We start from the raw sequence: 21,566 nt of genomic DNA, 5'->3' as shown, positions 1-21,566 counted from the left end.
GACCACCATATGAAGATCTTCCAGCCGATGCTGTTCGTCGGTCTGGGCGGCACCGGCGGACTGGTCGGAGCCGAGCTGGAGCGACGACTGCGGGCCGAACTGTGCGGACCCGACGGAACCGCGCTCAACCGACTCGGCATTCCGCTGCGCTACCAACTGCCGGAGTGCCTCCAGTTCGTCTACGCGGACTTCAGCGAGTCCGAACTCGCCCGACTGCCCCACCTCAGCGCCGACAACGCCCTGCGCGCCGCCTACGGCCGCACCGCCCGCGCCACCCACGACCTGCTGCCCGACCACGACAGCTCCCCCGAGGTCACCCGGGAACTGCGCGCGGTGATGCGCGACGAGGTCAGCGGCTGGCTGCCGCCGCGCACCGGCGAACCCAAGGTCACCCCGCTGCGCAACGGCGCCGGCCAACTGCCCACGGTCGGCCGCGCCGCCCTGTTCGGCACCCTGCGCAACGGACTCGACCCGGTCATGGGGCCGCTGCTCCAGGCCATCGACGCCATCAGCCGCTCCGGCGGCGAACTCAGCCAGCTCGGCGGCGGACCGATGTCCGGCTGCGACGTGTTCGTGGCCTTCTCGGTGGCCGGCGGCACCGGCGCCGGCATCTTCCTCGACTACCTCCACCTGATCGGGGAGGCGTTCCGGGCGAAGAACTTCACGGGCGCCCGGATCTACCCGCTGGTCGTCATGCCGTCCGCCTTCCCCACCTCCTCGGGCGGCGGCCGCGAGGCCGAACTCAACGCCGCCCGCGCCGCGGTGGACCTCTTCCGGCTGGTCGACGAACAGAACGTGCCGACCGCCGAGTCCGACCTCGGCGACACCGACCTGGACGCCGCGACCCACATCCGCTACCCGGGCGTACACCCGATCCGGCTGCGCACCGGCATGGTGCCGACCGCCTTCCTGTTCAGCCGCACCGCCGGAATCCGCCCCGACGACCTGCGCCGCTCCATCGTCTCGCTGGTGATGTCGCTCGTCGGCACCGAACTGGGCGACGGCAGCGGCCCGCGTGCCCGCGCCGACGACGACTACCAGACCTTCGCCGCGAGCTTCATCAACCGCGGCCTGCACCGCGCCGTACGCGCCGCCTCCGGCATCGGCCACCGCGGGGTGTCCACCAGCCTGGTCGCCTCGATGACCGCACCGCTCGACGAACTGGCCGCGCTGGTCTCCTCCCGAATGCTGGCCATGTCCGTACGCCGGCTCACCGAACCCGTCGCCAAGGCCAGCCACGAGTACGCGGGCACCGTCCGCAAGATGTTCGCCGACTCGGGTCTGGACGAACTGTGGACCCGCGAAGCCCTCCCCGTACCCGACCCCGACCCCCTGCCCCGGGGCGGCATCGCCATCGAGCAGGCCCTGCGCGACCGCATCAGCGACATGCAGGGCCTCCTGGACGACCTGCGGCGCAAGGTGGACCGGCGCGCTCCCGCGCTCGCCGAGCAGTTCGCGCCCCGCGCCGCACTGGAGCGGGTGCTGCGCTCCGCCGACCTCTTCCAGGCCGAACGGATCGTCAAAGGGGTGCCCGGCGACCAGGACCCGGTGACCGTGCTCGGCTTCCTCGGCATGCTGGACAACCGCGGTCGCCAGCCCGCACGCCCGGCGGGCGTGGACGCGCAGCCGCCCCCGGTCCCCCGGATCAAGGGCCGGATCGGCGGCCTGTCCAAGGCTCACTGGGGCGATGCCGACGTGGTGGCGGCCGTCGAGGCGCAGGACCGCTGGTACCAGTGGCGCAGCCGGGTCGTCTGGCACGAGGGGTGGCGCCGCCAGGAGCAGCGCTGGCGCCCGGCCGCCGCGGCGCTGAACGCCGAACTGAGCCTCCTGGTCGAGGCGTTCCGCAAACACGTGGAGGAAGAGCCCAGAGCCTTCCAGGAACAGGTGCAGGAGCTCTACGACGACCGCACCGGCGTCTCCTACCTGCTGCCGCCGCAGAGCAACCTCCGCGACTTCTACGACGACCTGCGCGAACGCCTGATCAAGCGGGTCGGCCTGCGGGACAACGACGACGAGTCGGCGCTGCTGCTCAAACTCGTCGACGCCGACTGCTGGCAGTCCTCGTACACCGCGGGCCGGCGCAACCCCGCCGCTGCCGTCGCGACCGTCAAGGCCGCGGTCGAGCAGCGGGTCAAGACGCTCTTCGCGGAGAGCGGCATGCAGGCCGACGAGCGTCCGCTGCTGCCGTCCATGGCGATGCTGCTGAGCGCCGCGGCCGGGGTCGGCGACGCCGCTGAGGAGGTCGGCAAGACCGCGCTGGAGCAGTTCCGGTTCAAGATCGCCGGTCTGCTGCCGCACGGCTTCGTGCCCGAGGGCGGCGGACCGCTGAAGGTCCTCATCGTCTACCCGCGCATCCAGAACAAGGACGCGGTCGAGGAGTACCTGCGCAAGTCCCTGCTGCTGCCCAGGGACGGCAAGCGCTCCATCGAGTTCCGCGGGGTCGAGACGGACTCGATCACCGTGGTGCTCTTCCGCAGCGAGATGAGCCTGACCGAGGTGCCCGAGGCCCGCAACGTGCTGCGCCGCTGGGCCAGGGCCCGTGACGTGGAACAGAGCGAGGACGTGCTGAGCTGGCGGCAGCGGCTCGGCTACCGCGACGACTGGCTGGCCAGCACCGAGGAGGACCGCCGGCACATCCTGCACCGCCTGTTGTGCGCGATGTGGAACGGCCAGCTCACCGTCGTCGAGGGCGACACCGACTCCCCGTCCCGGGTCCGGGTCCGGCTGTACGAGGAGGACGGCCCCGACGTCCCCGGCATGACCCTGCGGCTCGACGACTACCAGGGCGACATCTCCGGCTGGGCCGGACTGCTGCGCTCCTACGAACGCTGGGCGCTGCTGGACGAGGGCCGCATCGTGGAGGACTACTGCGGTGTCCTGATGCGGGTCCAGCCCAAGGGCCTGTCGCTCTCCGGCAGCACCCCCGACCCGCTGTTCGCACGGTTCGTGAACGAGATCGCGCCGCGTCAGCTCCAACTGCTGGAGAAGCTGGAGCAGCAGTCCGGGCACTGGTCCGCCGAATGGATCGGCCCGCTGCGCCAGTTCTGGGCCGAGACCCTGCCCGGCGCCTTGGAGGTGACGTTCACCGAGAAGCGGGCACTCCAGCCGAACCTGCGGTCGCTGGCGGCCACGATGGCCAACGAGCGGTTCACCACGGTGGATCCGGGGCCACCTGGGCCGCCGCGGGCGCCGCGGCGCACGGACACGAAGGACGACTGGGGGACCACGCGGGTGCCCCGGGCGCGCTCCGACGGGGCCGACGAGCCGTACTCCACCGCGGCCCGCAAGGACCGCGCCGCGCCCCGGTCCACCGCCGGACCACGCGCCGCGGAGCCGCGCACTGCCGAACCTCCCCCTGCCGGGCCCCGGTCCGCCGCGGCGCCTCCCCCTGCCGGGTCTCGCGCTGCGGAGCCTCCCGCATCGGAGTCTCGCCCTGCCGGGTCGCGCGCTGCGGAGCCTTCTGCCGCGGAGCCTCGCGCTGCGGAGCCGCCGGCCGCGGAGCGGAAGCCGCCCGCCACAGGCCGGTACGACCTTCTCGACTGGCCCGAGCAACCCCCCTGGCCCGAGCGGTTGACGGGCGAGCCGGACCCGGGCCCCCGGCACGCGCCCGCCGAGCCCCGGCCGGCCGGTGGCGCGTCCTCCGCCTGGGCGGAGCCCCGGGACGCGGACCGCGTCGACGCGGTGGACGACCCGGCGGCCGAGGCGTTCCCGTGGCTGGACGCCGACCTCGACAAGTCCCCATCTCCTGAAGTGGGTTCGGGTTCGGATTCGGCGGGAGGCTTTCACCGGAACCCCACCGGCGGTGATGCGGCCACGGAGCCTTCCGCCACGGGAAGTCCGGCGTACGCCGACGACGACGGCCGCCACCCTCACCCGCAGCAGGACTTCCCCTGGACCACGTCGAACGACTCCGCGTCCGGCGACTTCACCGTGGACCGGCCCGCCGCCGACCCGACGCCGGGCGACTCCGTCTGGCGGGACACCACGTGGAGCGAGTCCACGTGGAGCCAACCTCAGTGGAGCGACTCCGGCAGCGGGGCCGGGCCGGACCACACACCCGACCGTACGGCCGACAACCGTACGGCCCGCGACCCCTGGGAGCGTGACCCCGAGTGAGCGAGGTCAGGGACGGGGCACATGCGGTGATCGTGCTGGACCTGCGGTCCGGAGCGCACCGGCTGACGCCCCCCGGCGCACTGCGCAGAGCCGTCCAGAAGCAGCTCAGGCACGAGGGGCTGCCCGAACCGGGCGACGGACACTACCGGTTCCTCCTGCTGGACACCCCGCGCGGGCTGACGGACCACCACAGCCTGTACGAGCAGGTCCTCGGCTACGGAACCAAGGCCTGGATGCTCGGCCTCGTGATCGGCGATCTGCCGGGCACGGCCGACACCGACGCACCGGGCGGCCCGTACGACGACTTACCGGCCGCCCTGGAGACGGACCCCGACGCCGAGCCCGGCGCCGGGCTCAGCCGCCGCCTGCTGCGGCCCGCGGCCCTGCACGGCCCCGACTCCGGGCTGCTCTGGGCCGGGGACCTGCGGGCCGCCCGCACCGCGGGCGACCCCGTCGGCGCCGACGACCCGGAGGCGCTGGCCGTCCTCGTGGACCTGCTGCGGGCGCTGTTCGACGAGACCCTGGACACGCTCGCCGGGTTCCCGGACGCCGTGGCGGTCCCCGGCGTCCGCGTGCTGGAGCATGACCTGTCCGGCGCCGCCCGGGCGCGCGCCTGGCGCGAGGCACTGAACCGGTTCGCCGGTGAACGGTCCGCCGGCACCCCGCTGTCGACGGACGGCGAGGACACCGCCCGGATCGAACTGCCCAAGCCGGTCGACGAACTCGCCGCGGGCCGGCCCACCGGACCGGTCCCGGGCCATCGGGTCCCCGGCGGCCCGGCCGACCGGGCGTACACGGGCTGCGCCGACGCCCTCGACGACGCCTGCGCGGGCTGGGCGCAGCTCGGCAGCGGCAGCGGACTGCTCCTCGGAGCCGGCCGACGTGCCGTCGCCTCGGCACTCGACACCGCCTCGCGCACCCTCGGCAGCTACCGCGCACTGGTCGCCAGAGCCCTCCAGGAGGGTGCCGCGGGAGCCTCCCCGGCCACCCCCGAATCGGCGCTGGCCCTGGCCGATCTCGGGGTCCGGGTCCCGCCGTACACGGGCAGCCGGGAGGCCGTGGGGGACGGACTGCACCGGCTCGCCGAACGGATGCTCGCCGAGCGGCTGGCCCTGCGCAGTGTCGCCGAACGCTTCGCCGCCCTCTCCGAGCAGGTGGCACCCGCGTCGAGCGCGGGGCTGCTCGCCGAGGCCGACCGGCGCTGCCCGCCCGAACTGCCCGGACTCGTCTCGGCCGACCAGGACTTCGCGGTCTCCGCGACCAGCCCCGGACAGCTGGCCGGCGCCCTGGCCGCCTGCGCGCTCGCGGCCCTGTGGCCCTGGCCCGGGACCCTCGCCGCGCTCGCCGTCCTGCTGGTACTGGTCGGCGGCAGCCTGCTGACCGGTCTGCGGCAGCCCGGCCGCGCCGCCACGGGCTCGGGGGCGGCCGCGCAGGCCGCGGCGGGAGCCGTGGGCGCCCTGGGCGGGGCGCTGCTGAGCGTCACGGGGGTGTCCGTACCGCCCTGGGCGGGGCTGCTGGGCGCCCTGTGCGGAGTGGCCCTGGCCGTCGTCCTCGTGGTCCTGCGCTGGCGCCGGGCCCTGGACCGCTGGTGGGAGCTGACCGGCGCGGACGACGCCCGCCGCGCCCTGGACGGCCTCGACGCGCTGCTCGCGGAGGCGGTGCTGCGCCAGCGCTGGGCCGCCGACGAGCGCCTGCACTGCGCCAACGCCGCCCGTATGGTGGCCGGCGCGCTGCGCGGCGCGGCGGCCACCGTCGAGGAGCTCGAACACCGCCGCGGGGAGCCGGACTTCGTCGCGGCGGCGACGGCCGGGGGCTGGCAGGACCCGCTCCGTGCGGCCTCCGGCTCCGACGGCCGGTACCCCGGCCGGTCCGCGGACCCCGACGGCGGCTTCGCCCGGCCCGGCTGGATGCCGGAGCCGGATCCGCCCGCCAGGCCGGCCACGTCCGGCGGCACCGGCGACGGGTCGCCGGCCTTCGGGCCGGACGGCGCGGACGGCTACGGTCCGCACGCCCCGCGGACGGACCGGGCGTCCGGCGACGGCCCGCGCTGGCTGGACCGGGAGGCGGGCGAGGGCGGACCCCGGCTCGTGGACACCCTGGTCGGCGACCTCACCGACACCCTGGTCGGCGCCCTGGACCCCTACTGGGGCGCCGTGGCGCGGGGACAGGCCGCGGGGCCCGCGCTCAGCAGGGTCGAGGAGCGGATGCGCCTCATGCTGGAGGTGACCCGCCGGCATCTGTTCACCCAGGGGGTCGTCTCACCACCGCCGTACGCCAGGTCGGTGGAGCGCCGGGGCAACGCCGAGGGCCTGCTCGGCATCGGGCACCAGCGGGTGGCCGACGCCATCGAACCTGACCCGCAGGGCCGGCGCATCGTCGATCTCGCGTCACCGCGTCAGACACCGCTGCTCAGCAAGGATCCCACCAGCGTGGAGTGGATCAGGTTCGCGCCCCAGGCGGTCTGGAGCGGCACGGAGGGCCGCGCCGGGGCGGGCGAGGGTGCCGGGCCGGACGGCCGGACACCCGGGACGACGCCGCCCGGGATGCGCAGCCGCTCGGTGTGGACCTCCACCGGGCGCTACGCCGGACTGCTGAAGCTGGTTCCGCTGCGGACCGGCGTGGTGCGGCCGGTCCGCCTGCGCGAATGGGCCGACGACCGGTCCCCGGCCCGGGACCGAAATGGCGACGGCGCCCGGGACCGAAATGGCGACGGCGCCCGGGACCGAAATGGCGACGGCGCCCGGGATCGCCACGGCGACGAGGGGGGCGAGTGAGCGAGCGTACGGACCTCGGTCCGCGGGCCGGCGCCACCGAGATGCCGCCCGACCTGTCCTTCACCACCCCGGGCGGCCTGCGCCACCGCGCTCCCGCCCGCTTCGGACCCGAGCTCAGAAGGGTCGTCCGCCCGCCCCTGCTGGCCCGGGAGCTGCTGCTCGGCGACGCGTGGAAGGGCGTACAGGTGAGACTGTCGTCCGCCGACGTCCGCGACCCGCACGAGTACCTGGCGCTGGAGGCCGAGGTCGGTGCGGCCCTGACGATCCACCGCGCCTTCCTCGGGAGCCCGTACCAGGGGCTGTTCCCGGTCCCGGTCGGCTACGACATGGACGCGGCCGAACCGTTCCTGATCTACGCCACCCCCCGGGGCGAGCCGGCCACCGGCCTCACCCACGGCATCTCCACCACCGACCAGCGGATCATCGAGCGCGATCTGGTGCTCGTGGTCCGTCTGCTGGAGGGCCTCGGACTGGTCCACCGGGGCATCGTGCCCGCGGCCGTCCGCTGGGACGGCGAACGGGCGCAGCTGTGGGACCTGGGCACGACGGCGCGGATCGGTGCCCCGAGGACACCCTGGGGCGCCGCGCCGTACGCGTCGCCCGAACAGCGGGCCGGGGTCGGCGAGGCCGACGCGCGGGACGCGCTGTGGAGCACGGCCCAGCTGATGTACCAGCTCGTGGCCGGCCGCCAGGGCCGGCCGGACGGCCCCCCGGCCGACCTCGACGCCTACCGGTCACTGGCCCAGAGCCTGGGCGACGCGTTCGCCCCCCGGGCCGAGGACCGTCCGACCCCCGCCCGGCTGCTCGGCCTGCTGGTGCCGGACCCGGACCCGGCGACCGTCCTCATGGCCGGTCCCGACCCGCTGGAGCCGTACCGCAGGGAGTTCGACGACACGCTCGCCCGCAGGCGCGAGGCCGTCGGCATCGACGGACACGCCGATCACATGCAACACATCGAGCACATCGAGCACACCGAATACATCGAGTACCTCGGACCCACCGGTGCCGGCGGCCAGGGCGGTCCGGGCAGAGCGGGTGGTCCGGGCGCGAGCGTCGCGGACGGGTACGGCGGACCCCCGGACGGCGGACCGCAGGACGGCGGACCGCAGGACGCACCGAAGCCGTCGGACCAGGAACGGGGCTGGCTGCGCGGCTGGCTGGGCGGCAGCACCGATCGTGAGCGCGGCAGAAACGGAAGGGGACGCCGGTGAGCGTCACGACGGCACCGTCGGTACGGCTCGAACCCGGGCAGATCTTCTGCCCGTACTGCCTGGAGATCGTCGTCTACGACGAGCGGGCGCTGCATGTGCGCAACGAGAAGTCGCAGTACGAACGCCTCGACACCAGCGGCCTCAGCAACCCGCTGCGCCGTGCCGACGTCCTGCGCGGGGCCTTCCAGCTGTGCCGGAACACCGTGGGCGTCAGCCAGCACTACATCCCCGTGCCCTATCTGACCCACGGCCGCCCGCTGACCGTCGCCATGGTCGGCACGTCGGGCACCGGAAAGAGCCATCTGCTGGCCCAGATGGTCGCCGAGATCACCGACGGCTGCCTGGCGCCCTTCGGGGTGCGGTGGCAGTCGGTGAATCCCGCCGACCACTCGGTGTTCCTCAAGGAGCGGGTGGCACCGCTGCGCGCGGGCGAGCAGCTGGAGGCCACCGGGCAGACGCCGTTCGCCGAGTTCGTCGAGGCCCTGCTGCTCACCGGCGCGGACGGCCAGGTGCGGCCGGTGGCCTTCTTCGACCTCGGCGGCGAGGACCTGGTCCGGACGGACGCGCTGCTGAGCTTCCTGGTGGGCGTCGACGCCCTGGTCTTCGTCGTCGACCCGCTGCTCGCCTGCGGCCTGCCCCAGCTCGACGAGCCGCGCGAGCGGTACCGCCTGCGCGTCAGCCGGAGCGACCCCGCGTTCGAGACCGTGCTCGACCGGCTGCCCCGGCAGGGGGCCTACCTCGACGTGGCGACGGCCCTGGTGGTCGGCAAGGCGGACCTGCTGCGCTTCGAACCCCCGGTGGACCGCTGGCTCAGCCGGCCGTCCACGGCCCCGTTCGACCCGCGGGCGGTGCGGGAGGAGAGCCGCGACGTGTACGCGTTCCTGCGTCATCATGCAGCGCCCGCCTGGCTGCGGCCGTTCGACAGCGCCCTGCGCTGCACCCTGCACTTCGCCTCCGCGACCGGGGGCCAGCCGACCAACGGCCGCTTCCCGCACGGGGTGCGCTCCCGGCGGGTGCTGGGCCCGCTGCTGTCGATCCTCGCCATGTGCGGGCTGCTGACCGAGGACCCGGCGCACCGGCCGTCCACGATGGGGATGTGAGCTGACGTGGACCAGCGCAGTGAAGAGTGGCTCGACCAGATCGTCTTCCGCTGGGAGGGCAACCGGGACCGCAACGGCACGGGCATCACCGCGGTGGCGTACTCGTGTGCGGGGGAGCGTGCCGAGGAGCTGAGAGAGGAACTGGCGCCGCTGCTGCGGGTGGAGGGGAGCGAGCGGCCGAGCCAGGTCCGTCAGCTGAGCAGGAGCGGTGAAGTGGTCGTCGTCAACCGCAGGAGCGGCCTCGACGCTCATGGCCGCACCAGTACGGAATCCCACGCCCTGGTCGGCGGGCGCACTGTCCTCAAGCCCCGGTTCTGTCTGACGCTCAGTGAACTCCCCGTGCCTGCGGCGGGTTTGGCCGGTGCCGACCTCCGCGGGCTGCGTCAGGTCGCGCCCGGCGCGTTCGACGAGACGGCGGAGCGGGAGTGGCGGCGGTTCAGCGCGCGGGTGGACACGGTGGCGCGACCGCTCACCGTGGTGACGGCCCAACTGCTGCGCACCCCGGAGCGCTTGATGTCGGTCCGGATCCCGGACCTCTCCGCAACCGGGGCGAACGAGACACCGCTGCTCGTCTGGGGGCTGTGCGGCATCTTCGGCGACTGGCTCGGACAGGACTACTGGACGTACGCGACCTGCGACACCTCCGACACCCATGGGCTGCGCGTGGTGGGTGTACCGGCCTGGCGCAGGTCGGCGACCGAGGACGCGCGGGTGGAGCGGATCACGCTCGGAAACGCACCGCGGGACGAGGCCGACGCGGTCGCGAGGGAGCTGGTCCGACTGTTCGTGGCGGACCCGGACTACCCGGCCGACCTGCGGGCGCTGTTCAAGCAGGTGCCCTTGGAGGCCGAGCTTCCGGCGCCTGAACGACTGCTCGCGCTGGGCCGATTGCTCGGGACGGCCCGCGGCCCGCGGCACCAGCCGACGGCACCCACGAGTGCGCCCTCGCCTACGCCTACGCCCGCGCCTACGAGTGCGCCTACGCCCGCGCCCGCGAGTGCGCCCATGCCCGCGCCCGCGAGTGCGCCTAGGCCCACGAGTGCGCCTCCGGCCACGCTGACGGAGCAGACCGCGCTGACCGAGCCGGACCAGGGACCCCGGCCCGGACTCGAACCCGAACCCGGCTCTGGCGTCGAACCCGGTTATGGCGCCGAGTCCGGCTCTGGCCCGGGTGCCGGTCCCGGACCGGAGACCGTTCGCGGACCGGAGACCGTTCGCGGACCGGAGCCCCGTCCCGGACCAGCGCCCGGACCAGAGCCCGGTCCCGGTCCGGCCTCCGTTCGCGGTCCGGCCGCGAAGACCGTACACGGGCCGGTCGGCCCGGCTTACGGCCCGGTCGGCGGTCGGGTGGGCGGTCCGGTCGGGCGGGGGACCGGCACGGCGGCGGTCCGGTCGCCGGATCCCGCCGATCCGTACGCCGGTGCCCACCACCCCACGTTCCCGGGGGCACGGCGGCCGGACACGGGGACCACCGGCGGCCCCGGCCCGGCCCACGGGACCGACGGATACGCCGGGCCCGACGACGTATCCGGTCCCGGTGCGGACGCAGGACCGTACCGGGACCAGCTGTACGGGCATCAGCGTGAGCGACGGCCGCGCATCCAGCCGCATTCCCCGCCCGCGACGGGCCGTACCCGGTCCACACCCGCTCAGGAGCCGACGTCCGCCACGGCACCGCCGTCGTCCCGGCCGGTGCCGTCCGCCCGCCCGGCGACGGATGCCACCCGGCCCGCGCACACCCGGCAGCAGTCGTACACCGAGCCCCAACCGCTCACCCAGCCGCACCCGCGACCCCGCGGTCCGGTACGGGCGGAGGGACCGCAGCAGGCGACCCCGGAGCAGTCCCCGGCGCACTCGCCGGACGGGCGGCCGCCCTGGCCGACCGGGTATCACTGGGCGCTGCCCGAACTGCCGACCAGAGGTGTGCGCCTGGCGCGCAGGCTCGGCCTCGGCCGCCGGCGGCACGAATCGCGGACGTCGTCGTCGAGTGGCCGCGACCGGATGCCCGACAGCGAACTGCTCGAACGCCTCGCCAAGCAGGACGTCCCGCGGGAGGAGGCCGACCTCATGCTCGCCGCGCTGGCGGTCAAGGCGGGCCGGCGCACCCTGCGGGAGGCGGACCGGGTCTGCCGCCGCCTGCTGAAGCACAAGCTGTTCCTGCGCCACCGCCGTACCGCCGCCGCCGGGGAACCGGGCGAACACGAAGACCACCTCACGGCGGAGACAGCCGTCTGGCTGCTCCACTGGGCCGTCCTCCCGTACGCCGGACACCGGGGCATCCAGGACAGCCTGGTGGTCCTGTTCCGCCGGCTGTGCGAACAGGGCGGCCCGGTGGAGCACCGCTTCCTGGAACTGCTGCTCGACTCCCCTGTCCACGGCATGCCGAAGCTGCCGGACCAGGTCTGGTACGAACTGGTCCGGCACCTGCGCAAGGCCCCCGGCGAGACGTCGCGGGAGGCCGCCCACCAGTCGTCCGGGCCGCCCGCGCCGGTCGTGGCGCGTCGTACGCCCACCGGTGACGGACACCGGGCGGACTCGTCCGACGACCGGTGGCTGATCTGCTTCCTCGCCGTGAGCTGCGTGGCCGTCGTGCTTCTGCTGCTGCTCATCGACCGATGGTGAGCCGGCCGTGGGCGGTGCGATCAGAACGCGCGGGACGAGCCCGGTGCGACGTCCGTGTCGCGCCGGGTGACGGCGAGGTAGCCGACGAACCCGATGATCGCGACCGTCCAGGCGAGGGTGACCGGCGCCAGCCCGAGCCCGAGGCCGCCGCGGGTACGGCCGAGCGCCATCCAGTCGGCGAGGGAGGCACCCAGGGGCCGGGTGACGACGTACGCCGTCCAGAAGGCGGCCACCGCGCCCAGGGCGCCGAAGCGATGGGCCAGAGCGGGCACGCAGATCGCGGCGGCGAAGAGGACGACCGAGCCCAGGTAGCCGAAGCCGGTGGTCGCGGTGAGGTCACCCGCGGCGGTGCCGAGGGCGAAGGTGGCGAGCACGGCCGCCCAGTAGAACGCCTCGCGACGGCGGGTGCCGATGCTGTGGATGGACAGCGTCCGCTCGCTCGCGTACCAGAGGACGAAGACCATGGCCAGCACGGCGAGGAAGGCGGGGGTCGAGACCGCGTACGGCACGCCGAGGCCGACGTGCAGCACGTCGGCGGCCATGGTGCCGAACACGCTGACCATGACGACGGCCGTCCAGTACGCCCAGGCGACGTAACGGCGGAGCGCGAACTGCACGGCGAGGGAGGCCACCAGGGCGAGCCCGCCGAGCCCGACCGCGGGGACCGGGCCGAGCAGCCGCGCGAGGAGGTCCGACGCCGTCTCCCCCATGCCGGTGGTCAGCACCTTGATGATCCAGAAGTAGACGGTCACCTCCGGCACCTTGTTCGCCATCCGATGTACGGGCGGTATGCGGGGCCGGTCGTCGAGGATGTGCTCTGCGGTCATGATCCGCACCCTGGCACCCCGATCCTGAACGCATCCTGAACGGCCTTCCGCGTAGGGATCCGGCCCCGCGCAGGGGGAGTCAGGAGGAGATCAGGAGGCGCTCAGGAGGTGCTCGGACGGAGCTCAGACGGAGTTCAGGGGGAGCTCTCCCCGAGCAGTTCCCGCAGTACGCGCTCCTCGGCCGGGCTCAGCCCGGTCACGAAGTGCTGGAGAGCGGCGACCGGGTCCGGGCCGCGGTCGAGGGCGTCGCGCATCGCCGCGGCGGTCAGCTCGGCCGCGTCGCGCGTGGGCCGGTAGGCACCGCGCCGCCCGTCGGCGTCCCGCAGCACGAGTCCCTTGTCGTACAGGCGCTTGAGGATGGTGTGGACGGTGTTGTAGGCGAGGTCGCCGCCGAGCTCCGCCTGGATCTCGGCCGGGGTCCGGGGCCGTTCCGCCGCCCACAGGGCCGCCAGGACCGCGCCCTCCAATTCGCCCGCACTGCGCCGTCCGGGTCTCTTGTGTGGGCCGGTGCCAGCCATGTCGGCCACCTTACCGAGACGCGCGGATATCTTCTCACCTGCCTTTAACCCTACAAAATGTAGGGTGCGGTGCGACCCTACGGACTGTAGGGGAGTCGATCCCGTGGCGCGCTACGACGAGAGGTGCACGATGGCCGACGGCTCTCCCTTCGTCCGGCGCGCGCGAGGACCGGCGTGACCGCGACCGACCTGCCGGTGGCCGCGGGCCGACGCCGGTACTGGCAGCTGGGGGTCACGCTCGCGGTACTCCTGGCCGCCTGCGGGTTCCTCGTCTCGCACCGGGACGTCCTGGACAGCGGGGCGGACCGGCTCGCCGCCGCCGACCGCGCATGGCTGCTGCTCGCCTGCGTCGCCGCCGTGTCGACCTGGGTGTGCGCGGCTGTCGTCCAGCAGGGCGCGGTCGCCGAACGGTTGCCGCGGCGACGGCTCGTGGCCGCGCAGTTCGCCGCGTCCGCCGCCAACCATCTCCTGCCGGCCGGGGCCGGGGCGACCCTGGTCAACCTGCGCTTCCTGACCCGGTGCGGACTGTCCACGGCCCGTTCGGCGACCGCGCTCGCGGTGAAGGCGGCGGCGGGCGGGCTGGTCCGCTGCGCACTGGGCCTGACCCTGCTGCTGACCTCGCCCGACACCGTACGGGTGCCGGCCCGGGTGCCGCAGGGGCTGGTACTGCTGCTGCCGGTGGCGGCCGGGACCGTGGTGGTGGCCGTCGCGGCGAGCCCACGGCTGCGGCGCGCCGCGGGCCGGGCCCTCGCCGAGGTGCGGGCGGTGCACCGGTGCCGGGCGCGGGCCTGGGCGCTGTGGGGCGGCTCGGCCGCGTTCGTGCTGCTGCACGCCGGGGTGGTCGTCGCCGTCGTCCACGCGCTCGGCCTCGGGCTGTCCACGGGCCGTGTGGTCATGGCGTACCTCGTCGCCAGCGGCGCGGCGGTGCTGCTGCCCACGCCGGGCGGTCTCGGTTCCCTGGACGCCGCGCTCGCCCTGGCGCTCACCGCGGACGGGGCGCCGGGCCAGGCGGCGATCTCGGCCGTCCTCGGCTACCGCCTGCTCACCGCATGGCTGCCGATGGCCCCGGGGCTGCTGGTCCTCCTCCTGCTCGCACGACGCTCGGTGCTCTGAGGACGCCCGTGATCCCGTGCCCAACAGGGCGCGGGATCACCCCTGCTGACGCGCTATTGGCCCTGCATACGTCACACGGTACTGTCGTGCTGATACGACGACGGGATCACGGAAGCCGGTGAGAATCCGGCACGGTCGCGCCACTGTGGACGATGCCTCCTCGACGGGAGCGCATCGCGAGTCAGACCCGGGGCCGTCGTCCTGTGCACCACCGAGATGGGACGCGAACTCCCAGAGGAGGCCCTGCCATGGCGCAGCACGTCGCTCAGCCGACCGCCACCACCCCCGTTGTCACCGGCAAGCTGCCGCTGAAGGACATTGCCCCCTGGGCGGTCTTCTTCGGCATTCTGATGCTGGTCCTGCTGTACTTCGTCGGCGCCGAGCAGGGCGCCACCTCCGTCGTCTCCGGCGAGGACGTCCACGAGTGGGTGCACGACGCCCGCCACCTGCTCGGCTTCCCCTGCCACTGACGAGGGGCACCGAACTCCCGTGAACTCCGCAACAGTCAGAAACCTGCTCGTGCGGGGCATGCTCGCCGGCCTCGCGGCCGGCCTGCTCGCCCTGGTCGTCGCCTACTTCCTCGGTGAGCCGAGCGTGGACAGCGCGATCGGCTTCGAGGAGGCGCACGCGCACGCCCACGAGCACGAGGTCGAACTCGTCTCCCGCAGCCTCCAGTCCACCGCCGGCCTCGCCACCGGCGTGCTGATCTACGGAGTGGCGTTCGGCGGCATCGCCGCTCTCGCCTTCTGCTTCGCCCTCGGGCGCGTCGGCCGCTTCAGCCCCCGCGCCACCGCGCTGCTGCTGTCGGGCACCGCGCTGCTCGCCGTCTACGTCGTGCCGTTCCTGAAGTACCCGGCCAACCCGCCGTCGGTCGGCGACGCCGACACCATCGGCAGGCGCACCACGCTGTACTTCCTGATGATGGTGCTCAGCGTGCTCCTCGCGGTCGCCGCGGTGATCGCGGGCAAGCGGCTCGCGCCGAGACTGGGCACCTGGTACGCCACCGTGGTCGCCGTCCTCGGCTTCATCGCCGTGATCGTCCTGGCGTACGCGTTCCTGCCCGTCGTCAACGAGGTCCCGGCGGACTTCCCGGCCACCCTGCTGTGGCGGTTCCGGCTCTCCGCCCTCGCCATGCAGGCCACGCTGTGGGCGGGCTTCGGCCTCGTCTTCGGCGAACTGGCCGAGCGGCTGCTGCACCCGAAACCCGTGAGGGTCCCATCGGGTTCGGCGGTGGCCGCCCCGTAGCGATCCCGTCGTCACGCCGAGAGGGCCCGCGGAACCGTCCGCGGGCCCTCTCGGCGTCCGGTGCGGTCAGTCCTCCGTGTCGGCGGAGGTCGCCGGACCGAGCGGCCTGCCGAGCCGGAGGTTCCAGCGGTGCGCACGTCCGGTGAGCTCGGTCGCCGTCAGCGGCGGCACGTCGAGGCGCCAGAAGGCGGCCTCGGGAGCGGCCAGCGCATGGATCACCGCGGCCCGTACGATCTCCGGCTCCACCACGGCCAGCACTCTGCCGTCGTGCCCCGCCGACGCCTCCAGCCAGCGGGCGACCCGCTCGCACACCTCCCGCACCGACTCCCCGCCGTGCGGAGCGGCCGCCGGGTCGGACAGCCAGCGTGCCAGTTCCGCCGGCTCCGCGGCGGCTACCTCGTCCAGGGCCAGGCCGCGCCACCGTCCCATGTCCCCGCCCGCGAGCGCCGGTTCGCCGGTCGGGTCGAGACCCAGTTCCGCGGCCGTCTGGCGGCAGCGCACGCTCGGCGAGGCGAGGACCCGGACGGCCGGCGGCAGCGAACCGGCCGCCGCCCGGGCCCGCGCCGCGCCGTGGTCGTCGATCGGGTCACCGTCGTCGAAGCGAGCCCGGCGCATCGACGCACTCGTCGCGGGCGTGATGAAGGTGACACGGCTCGTCACGGGGTCGCTCCTCCGGTACGGACCCCGGACCGCCGGTCCGGGGCCCATGAGCGTATCCGGCTCGGCGTCCTCGTACGCGAACAGTCGCGCGGGAAGGCGATCGAGGTGCCGTGGAGACGGTCGCGGTGAGTGGCGCGTGGGCCGCCTCACCTTTTTGCCCTTATGCGCGCGCCGCCGGACGGTGCGCATCCTCATGAGTTCGAGTTGCGGAGCGCCATCCATGTCGCTGAACACCCTGCCCGCCACCCAGGGACTGCACCTCGTCGGCGGCCGCCGGCGGTCCCGTGGAACGAGGCGGAACGGGATGGAACGCCGGGAGAGGGAGACGAGTTCGACCTTTCCTGGGAGACATGGCGTGGGCATCTCGCGAAGAAGGCTACTGACGACGACCGGAGCGGGTGTGGTGGCGGCGGCCATCGACGCGGGCGGTTTCCGCGCCGCCGCCGAGGCCGCCACCTCGATCGCCGCGGGACAGGCGGCGGCCGCCTCCGCGGCGGACGCACGGGTGCCCACCACGTGGGACCAGACGGTGCAGCGGGCGAGCTACGCCCAGGGCACGGGCTACCAGCGGCTCGTCGCCGGACCGGGGGAGCCGCACACCATCCGCACCGACCTGTGGAACCGCTTCGGCCCCCCGACCCTGGCGCTGGCGGCGTTCGCACAGATGACCGACCTGCACATCGTGGACGACCAGTCGCCCGCCCGCCTGGAGTTCATGGACCGGTACGCCGACGCCGGTGCCCCGCACTACGCCTCGTACCCCACCGATTCGGCCTACCGGGGCCACGAGTTCCTGTCGACACAGGTCGTCGACGCGATGTGCCAGGCCATCGCCGGGATCGGCAAGGGCCCGCGGAGCAGGAAGCCGCTCCAGTTCACCATCGTCACCGGCGACGCCATCGACAACTGCCAGCACAACGAGAACCGCTGGTACATCGACCTGCTCGACGGCGGCCAGACCATCGTCCCGGACTCCGGCCGCATCGGCCTGGACCAGAGCTTCGCCGGCGGCGCCCTGACCGGCGGCGGCACCACGGACGACCACTACTACTACCCCTCGGTGCCCCCGCAGCAGGTGCCGGGCAACCGGTACACCGGCACGTCGGGACTCGGATTCCCCTACGTCCCGGGCCTGCTGGACGCGAGCGGCGTGGTGGGCGCGGCCCGCCGGCCGTTCGTCTCGCACGGCCTCGGCATGCCCTGGTACGCGGCGTACGGCAACCACGACGGCCTGTGGCAGGGCAACGAGCCCATCGACAACAACCTCGTCGACGTGCAGGGCATGACGGTCGGCTCGACCAAGACCACCGGCACCTCGGCCGACCTGCCGGACGACTACGACGACCTCGGCACCTTCGGCAAGCTGATGGTCGCCTGGGAGCTGGAGGGCACCCGGGTCGCCGCCGACCCCAACCGGCGGCTGCTCAGCCGCAAGGCGTTCATCCAGGACCACTTCAACACCGCGGGCCTGCCGGTCGGGCACGGCTTCCAGGGCGTCGGGATCGACAAGGCCTACTACGCCGTCCCGTCCGCGCCCGGCGACCTGATCCGCTACATCACCCTCGACTCGACGAACACCAACACCGACGGCTTCGGCTCGGGGGCCGCGGGCGGATCGATCGACACCGACCAGCTCAACTGGCTGGAACAGCAGCTCAGGGCCAACAGCTCCCGCTACATCGACACCAACAACCACGTCGTCACCCAGAGCGGTGTGCAGGACAGGATGTTCGTCCTCTTCTGCCACCACACGCTGGCCACCATGGACAACCTCGACGACGGCATCCTCGGCGGCATCTTCGGGGACCGGCACACCGGCGACGAGCTCAAGGCGCTGCTGCTGCGCTACCCGAACGTGATCGCGATGGTCAACGGACACACCCACGCCAACAAGATCGTCCCGCATCCGACGCCCGCGGGCAGCCCGATCTACGGCGGCTTCTGGGAGATCTCCACGGCCTCGCACATCGACTGGCCGATCCAGAGCCGCATCATCGAGATCATGGCGAGCCCCGACGCGCAGAACGCGGGCGAGTTCGGCTCCGCCGCCGGACCGGCCACCCTCTCGATCTTCACCACCATGGTCGACCCCGCCGCGCCCCTCTCCTTCGGCGGCGACATCAGCACCCCCGCTCAACTGGCGTCCCTGGCACGGGAGCTGGCCACCAACGACCCGCAGGAGGTGAGCCGCGGCATCACCAACCGCATGGGCGGCAACCAGGACCGCAACGCCCAGCTGCTGCTGCCGGCCCCCTTCCCGCTGCACGCCCCGCACCCGCTCGGCTCCCCGATCGCCGCGGCCCGCAACAAGGACGGACGGCTGGAGCTGTTCGGCACGGACGCGCAGGGCAATCTGTGGAACACCGGTCAGCAGACCGTCGGCGGAAGCCTCCAGCCCTGGACCAAGCTCGCCACCGGCCCCGGCTGGCAGTCCGTCACCGCGAGCACCCACCAGGACGGCCGGGTCGAGCTGTTCGCCCTCGACCAGAACGGCTCCGTGAACCGCCGCGCGCAGACCGGCCCGGGCAGCAGCAGCTACACGGCACCCCAGCAGTTCGACTCAGCCTTCACCTCGGCCACCGCGGTCCAGGACCAGTGGGGCGGCATGCAGGTCTACGCGACCCGCAGCGACAACGGCATCCGCCACCGCTGGCAGGACTTCCTCAACGACGACACCGCCTCCAACGGCTGGTTCACCCCCTGGACCCAGCTCGGCGGCACCGCCGTGCAACTCGCCGTCGAGACCGGTTCCGACGGGCGTGCCGTGCTGGTCGCCATCAAGGAGGACGGCCTGATCATCCAGCGGAGGATGAACGTCGCCAACGCGCAGACGGAGAGCGAGTGGGGCGGGGTGCAGCCGGTCGACGGCATCCTCGACTCCGTCGACATGGCCCGCAACGCCGACGGGCGCCTGGCGATCTTCGGCACCAATGTCGACGGGATGCTCTGGCGCCGCTTCGAGACCGCCCCCGCCGCCGGCACCTGGCAGTCCTGGGCCCAGATACCGACGCAGTCCGGCGGCGTCACGCTGCGGATGCGCCACGTCGCCGCCGAACGGAACGGGGCCGGGCAGATCGAGCTGTTCGCCGTCGACGACACGGGCACGCTCTACCGCTGCACCCAGACCGCCCCCAGCGGCACGACCTGGTCGGCCTGGGAGTCCTGCCAGATCCAGCTCCGTTCCACGCACACCTCCGCCGGGCTCTGACCGCCCCGGCGGTACCGGATCCGTCCCATTGCCCCACCTGAACGCAGGTGTCGGCCCCGCCGCCCGACAGCGGGGCCGACACCCGCGCAGGTTCCGGCCTCCCGCACGGCGGTCCCGTCATTCCGGCCAGTAGGAACACCGCACCCCGGTGTGAACCGCCTGCCGCAGGTGCCCGCCGATCACCGGATCGGCCGCCGTGATGCGGTCCAGCGCCCGCCGGACGGCCTTGCTCACCGCGACCCGGGAGCGCTCCTCCGCCTCGGGGAAGCGCCGGGGCCGGCCGCCCAGACCGGTGGCGCCCGCCAACTGGGCGATCAGCCAGTCGTGTTCGCCCCGGGCCACGGCCGCACGTTCCTGGTCGTCGGCCGCCTCCAAGGCCTCGAGTTCGGAGCGCAGCCCGGCCAGACGGTTGCGGTACTCCTGGGCCGCCACCCGGTCGAGCACCGGCTGCCCGGACAGCGCCGTGTGCTCGGCGGCCCCGTTGAGCGCCGTCAGCCCCGCCACGAGGTCGACGGCCCGGATCTCCTGGCGCGGGTTGGCGATCAGCACCACCAGGTGCAGCATCCCCACGCTGTGTTCCACCAGGACGCTGCGGCCGCCGAATCCGATCCGCCACTTGCGGCCCAGCCGGGTGCAGAACGCCGCGTGCCGTTCCTGTCCGTCCAGGCCCCCCGACGCGCTGCCGCCCGGTCCCCCGGCCCCGGCGAGCGCCGTGGCCTCGTCGGCGGCCACGGTCAGCTCCTCCCGTACGGCGTCGGCCTCGGCCTGACGCCCCGCCCGTACGAGCGCCAGCGCGAGCCGGTCGCGGGAGGCCGCGACCGCGGGCCAGTGCGCGAGGGAGAGGTTCTGCCGTACCGCGTCCCGGAGGTGGGTCACGGCCCGGTCGACGTCCCCCGTGGTCAGCGCGGCCACCCCCAGCGCGTGCTGGGCCGAGCCGAAGCAGGCGACGGCGAGACTGCCCACCATCGGCAGATGGCCGTACGGGCTCAGCAGGTCGTAGACCCGCGCCGCGGTCGCGGTGTCGTCGAGGAGATAGGCGGCCTCCGCGACACCGTGCATGGTCACCATCCAACTGCTCGACCGCGGCAGGTCGCCGAGGTCGCGGCCGCACAGCGTGGCCAGCGCGCCGGCCGCCGTGCGCCGGTCCCCGGCCGTCACCGCGGCAACCGCCAGCGCGGCCAGGGCATGGTCGTCCACCGCGCTCAGCGTCGGGGAGTTGACCACTTCGCGCAGCAGCGGCACGAGCTCGACCACCCGGCCCTGGTACCAGCGGATGGTCACCATCTGCGCGGCCTGCCACACCGTGGCGTTGACGTCCCCGGCGGCGATCCCGCGCTCGGTGCAGGCCTCGGCCAGGCGTTCGGCCTCGTCGAGACGGCCCGCGCGGACGGCCAGCATCACCTGCATCGCGCTCACCACGAAGCCGACCGCCTGATGGTCCCGCTCGGCCAGCAGGCCGCGCAGTTCGGCCAGGCAGCGCTCCGCGTGCGGATCGCCGTCCAGGAACATGTCGACCGTCTGCCACAGCAGGCCCATCAGCAGATCGCTGCGGCGCGAGGTCCGGAAGCTCTCCGCGACCAGCTCGGCGGCCAGTTCCCGGCGCAGCGCGCCGTGCTCCGGACCGACCAGGCAGTGATGGGCCAGGCTCAACGCCTCCGCGCGCGCCATGGGACCGGGCCGCGACCTCGCCAGCTCCAGCAGCGCCAGGACCGCCGTGGTGTCGCCGCTGCGGTAGCCGCTCTCCCCGGCCAGCCGGATCCGCAGCCGCAGTGCCAGCGAGGACTGCGGGTCCAGCAGTTCCAGCGCCCTGCGGATCCGCGACTCCAGGAGCACGGACCCGGCGACCGTACGATGCTCGTGCACCCACAGGCCGCCGAAGCCGAGGGCGGCCACCGCCATCGCCCGTTCGTCGCCGGCCGACTCGGCCATGCGGTAGGCGCGTTCGAAGCGGTCCCGGCCGACGCGCAGATCACCGTCGTCGACGACGGCACGGGTGCCCTCGTCGAGCAGGGCCTGCAGGTCACCGGTCCGCGCGGCGTCGTGCCCGGCCGGGCCGGGAGCGTCCCGCACGGGCGCATCGACATCGTTCACGGCTGTATTTCTCTCCCGAGTGCACTCGACAGCGCCAGGGAAAGCCGCCCGGACCGCCGTGCCGGTCGTGATCGGTGGCCT

13 protein-coding genes and 1 riboswitch are annotated in these 21,566 nt (G+C 73.8%); of the genes, 9 read left to right on the top strand and 4 right to left on the bottom strand.

Going from position 1 to position 21,566, the window contains the following annotated elements; all coding sequences use genetic code 11:
• Positions 1–9 precede the first annotated feature (9 nt).
• The 5 genes from ACZ7OY_RS32195 to ACZ7OY_RS32175 are packed head-to-tail and all read left to right on the top strand — an operon-like array spanning position 10 to position 11,823.
• Positions 10–4,116 carry a tubulin-like doman-containing protein gene (locus ACZ7OY_RS32195; RefSeq protein ID WP_471914709.1) on the top strand — a complete coding sequence of 1,369 codons (4,107 nt, stop codon included), beginning with the start codon at positions 10–12 and terminating at the stop codon, positions 4,114–4,116.
• Positions 4,113–6,890 carry a hypothetical protein gene (locus ACZ7OY_RS32190; protein ID WP_471914708.1) on the top strand — a complete coding sequence of 926 codons (2,778 nt, stop codon included), beginning with the start codon at positions 4,113–4,115 and terminating at the stop codon, positions 6,888–6,890. The genes ACZ7OY_RS32195 and ACZ7OY_RS32190 overlap by 4 nt, the downstream gene beginning before the upstream one ends.
• Positions 6,887–8,101: a protein kinase family protein gene (locus ACZ7OY_RS32185; protein ID WP_471914707.1), complete on the top strand. Its 1,215-nt coding sequence runs from the start codon at positions 6,887–6,889 to the stop codon at positions 8,099–8,101. Before ACZ7OY_RS32190 ends, ACZ7OY_RS32185 begins: the two co-directional genes overlap by 4 nt.
• Entirely contained in the window at positions 8,098–9,201 is a 1,104-nt protein-coding gene (locus ACZ7OY_RS32180; RefSeq protein WP_471914706.1) for a hypothetical protein, read from the top strand. The genes ACZ7OY_RS32185 and ACZ7OY_RS32180 overlap by 4 nt, the downstream gene beginning before the upstream one ends.
• Before the next feature lie 6 nt (positions 9,202–9,207).
• Positions 9,208–11,823 carry a hypothetical protein gene (locus ACZ7OY_RS32175; protein ID WP_471914705.1) on the top strand — a complete coding sequence of 872 codons (2,616 nt, stop codon included), beginning with the start codon at positions 9,208–9,210 and terminating at the stop codon, positions 11,821–11,823.
• 20 nt (positions 11,824–11,843) lie between these two features.
• Here the strand turns inward: ACZ7OY_RS32175 and ACZ7OY_RS32170 are convergent, their stop codons facing one another.
• Together ACZ7OY_RS32170 and ACZ7OY_RS32165 are read right to left on the bottom strand one after the other, a co-directional pair.
• Complete coding sequence (locus tag ACZ7OY_RS32170; protein WP_471914704.1) at positions 11,844–12,650, bottom strand: COG4705 family protein; 807 nt, start codon at positions 12,648–12,650, stop codon at positions 11,844–11,846.
• Between the two features lie 134 nt (positions 12,651–12,784).
• Positions 12,785–13,168, bottom strand: coding sequence for a BlaI/MecI/CopY family transcriptional regulator (locus tag ACZ7OY_RS32165; protein WP_471914703.1), 384 nt, complete (start codon positions 13,166–13,168; stop codon positions 12,785–12,787).
• Between the two features lie 174 nt (positions 13,169–13,342).
• Here ACZ7OY_RS32165 and ACZ7OY_RS32160 point away from each other — a divergent pair, with 174 nt between their 5' ends.
• The 3 genes from ACZ7OY_RS32160 to ACZ7OY_RS32150 all read left to right on the top strand — a co-directional run bounded on the left by ACZ7OY_RS32160 (position 13,343) and on the right by ACZ7OY_RS32150 (position 15,526).
• Positions 13,343–14,281 (top strand): lysylphosphatidylglycerol synthase domain-containing protein, encoded by a 939-nt coding sequence (locus ACZ7OY_RS32160; protein WP_471914702.1) that lies wholly within the window; start codon positions 13,343–13,345, stop codon positions 14,279–14,281.
• 59 nt (positions 14,282–14,340) lie between these two features.
• A riboswitch (cobalamin riboswitch) is annotated at positions 14,341–14,494 on the top strand.
• A 35-nt stretch (positions 14,495–14,529) separates the two neighbouring features.
• Entirely contained in the window at positions 14,530–14,751 is a 222-nt protein-coding gene (locus tag ACZ7OY_RS32155) for a CbtB domain-containing protein (protein ID WP_152894620.1), read from the top strand.
• A 19-nt stretch (positions 14,752–14,770) separates the two neighbouring features.
• The gene (locus ACZ7OY_RS32150) at positions 14,771–15,526 is read left to right on the top strand and encodes a CbtA family protein (RefSeq protein ID WP_471914701.1); all 756 of its coding nucleotides are present in this window, start codon (positions 14,771–14,773) and stop codon (positions 15,524–15,526) included.
• Between the two features lie 66 nt (positions 15,527–15,592).
• On the opposite strand, the gene ACZ7OY_RS32145 is transcribed toward ACZ7OY_RS32150, so the two are convergent.
• Entirely contained in the window at positions 15,593–16,186 is a 594-nt protein-coding gene (locus ACZ7OY_RS32145; RefSeq protein ID WP_471914700.1) for a histidine phosphatase family protein, read from the bottom strand.
• 355 nt (positions 16,187–16,541) lie between these two features.
• On the opposite strand from ACZ7OY_RS32145, the gene ACZ7OY_RS32140 reads away from it, so the two are divergent.
• Positions 16,542–19,394 carry a TIGR03767 family metallophosphoesterase gene (locus tag ACZ7OY_RS32140; protein ID WP_471914699.1) on the top strand — a complete coding sequence of 951 codons (2,853 nt, stop codon included), beginning with the start codon at positions 16,542–16,544 and terminating at the stop codon, positions 19,392–19,394.
• A gap of 117 nt (positions 19,395–19,511) precedes the next feature.
• On the opposite strand, the gene ACZ7OY_RS32135 is transcribed toward ACZ7OY_RS32140, so the two are convergent.
• Entirely contained in the window at positions 19,512–21,485 is a 1,974-nt protein-coding gene (locus ACZ7OY_RS32135) for a hypothetical protein (protein ID WP_471914698.1), read from the bottom strand.
• Positions 21,486–21,566 lie beyond the last annotated feature (81 nt).

The organism is Streptomyces sp. NPDC107559, assembly GCF_055657365.1.
This window is presented reverse-complemented; position numbering and strand designations above follow the sequence as displayed.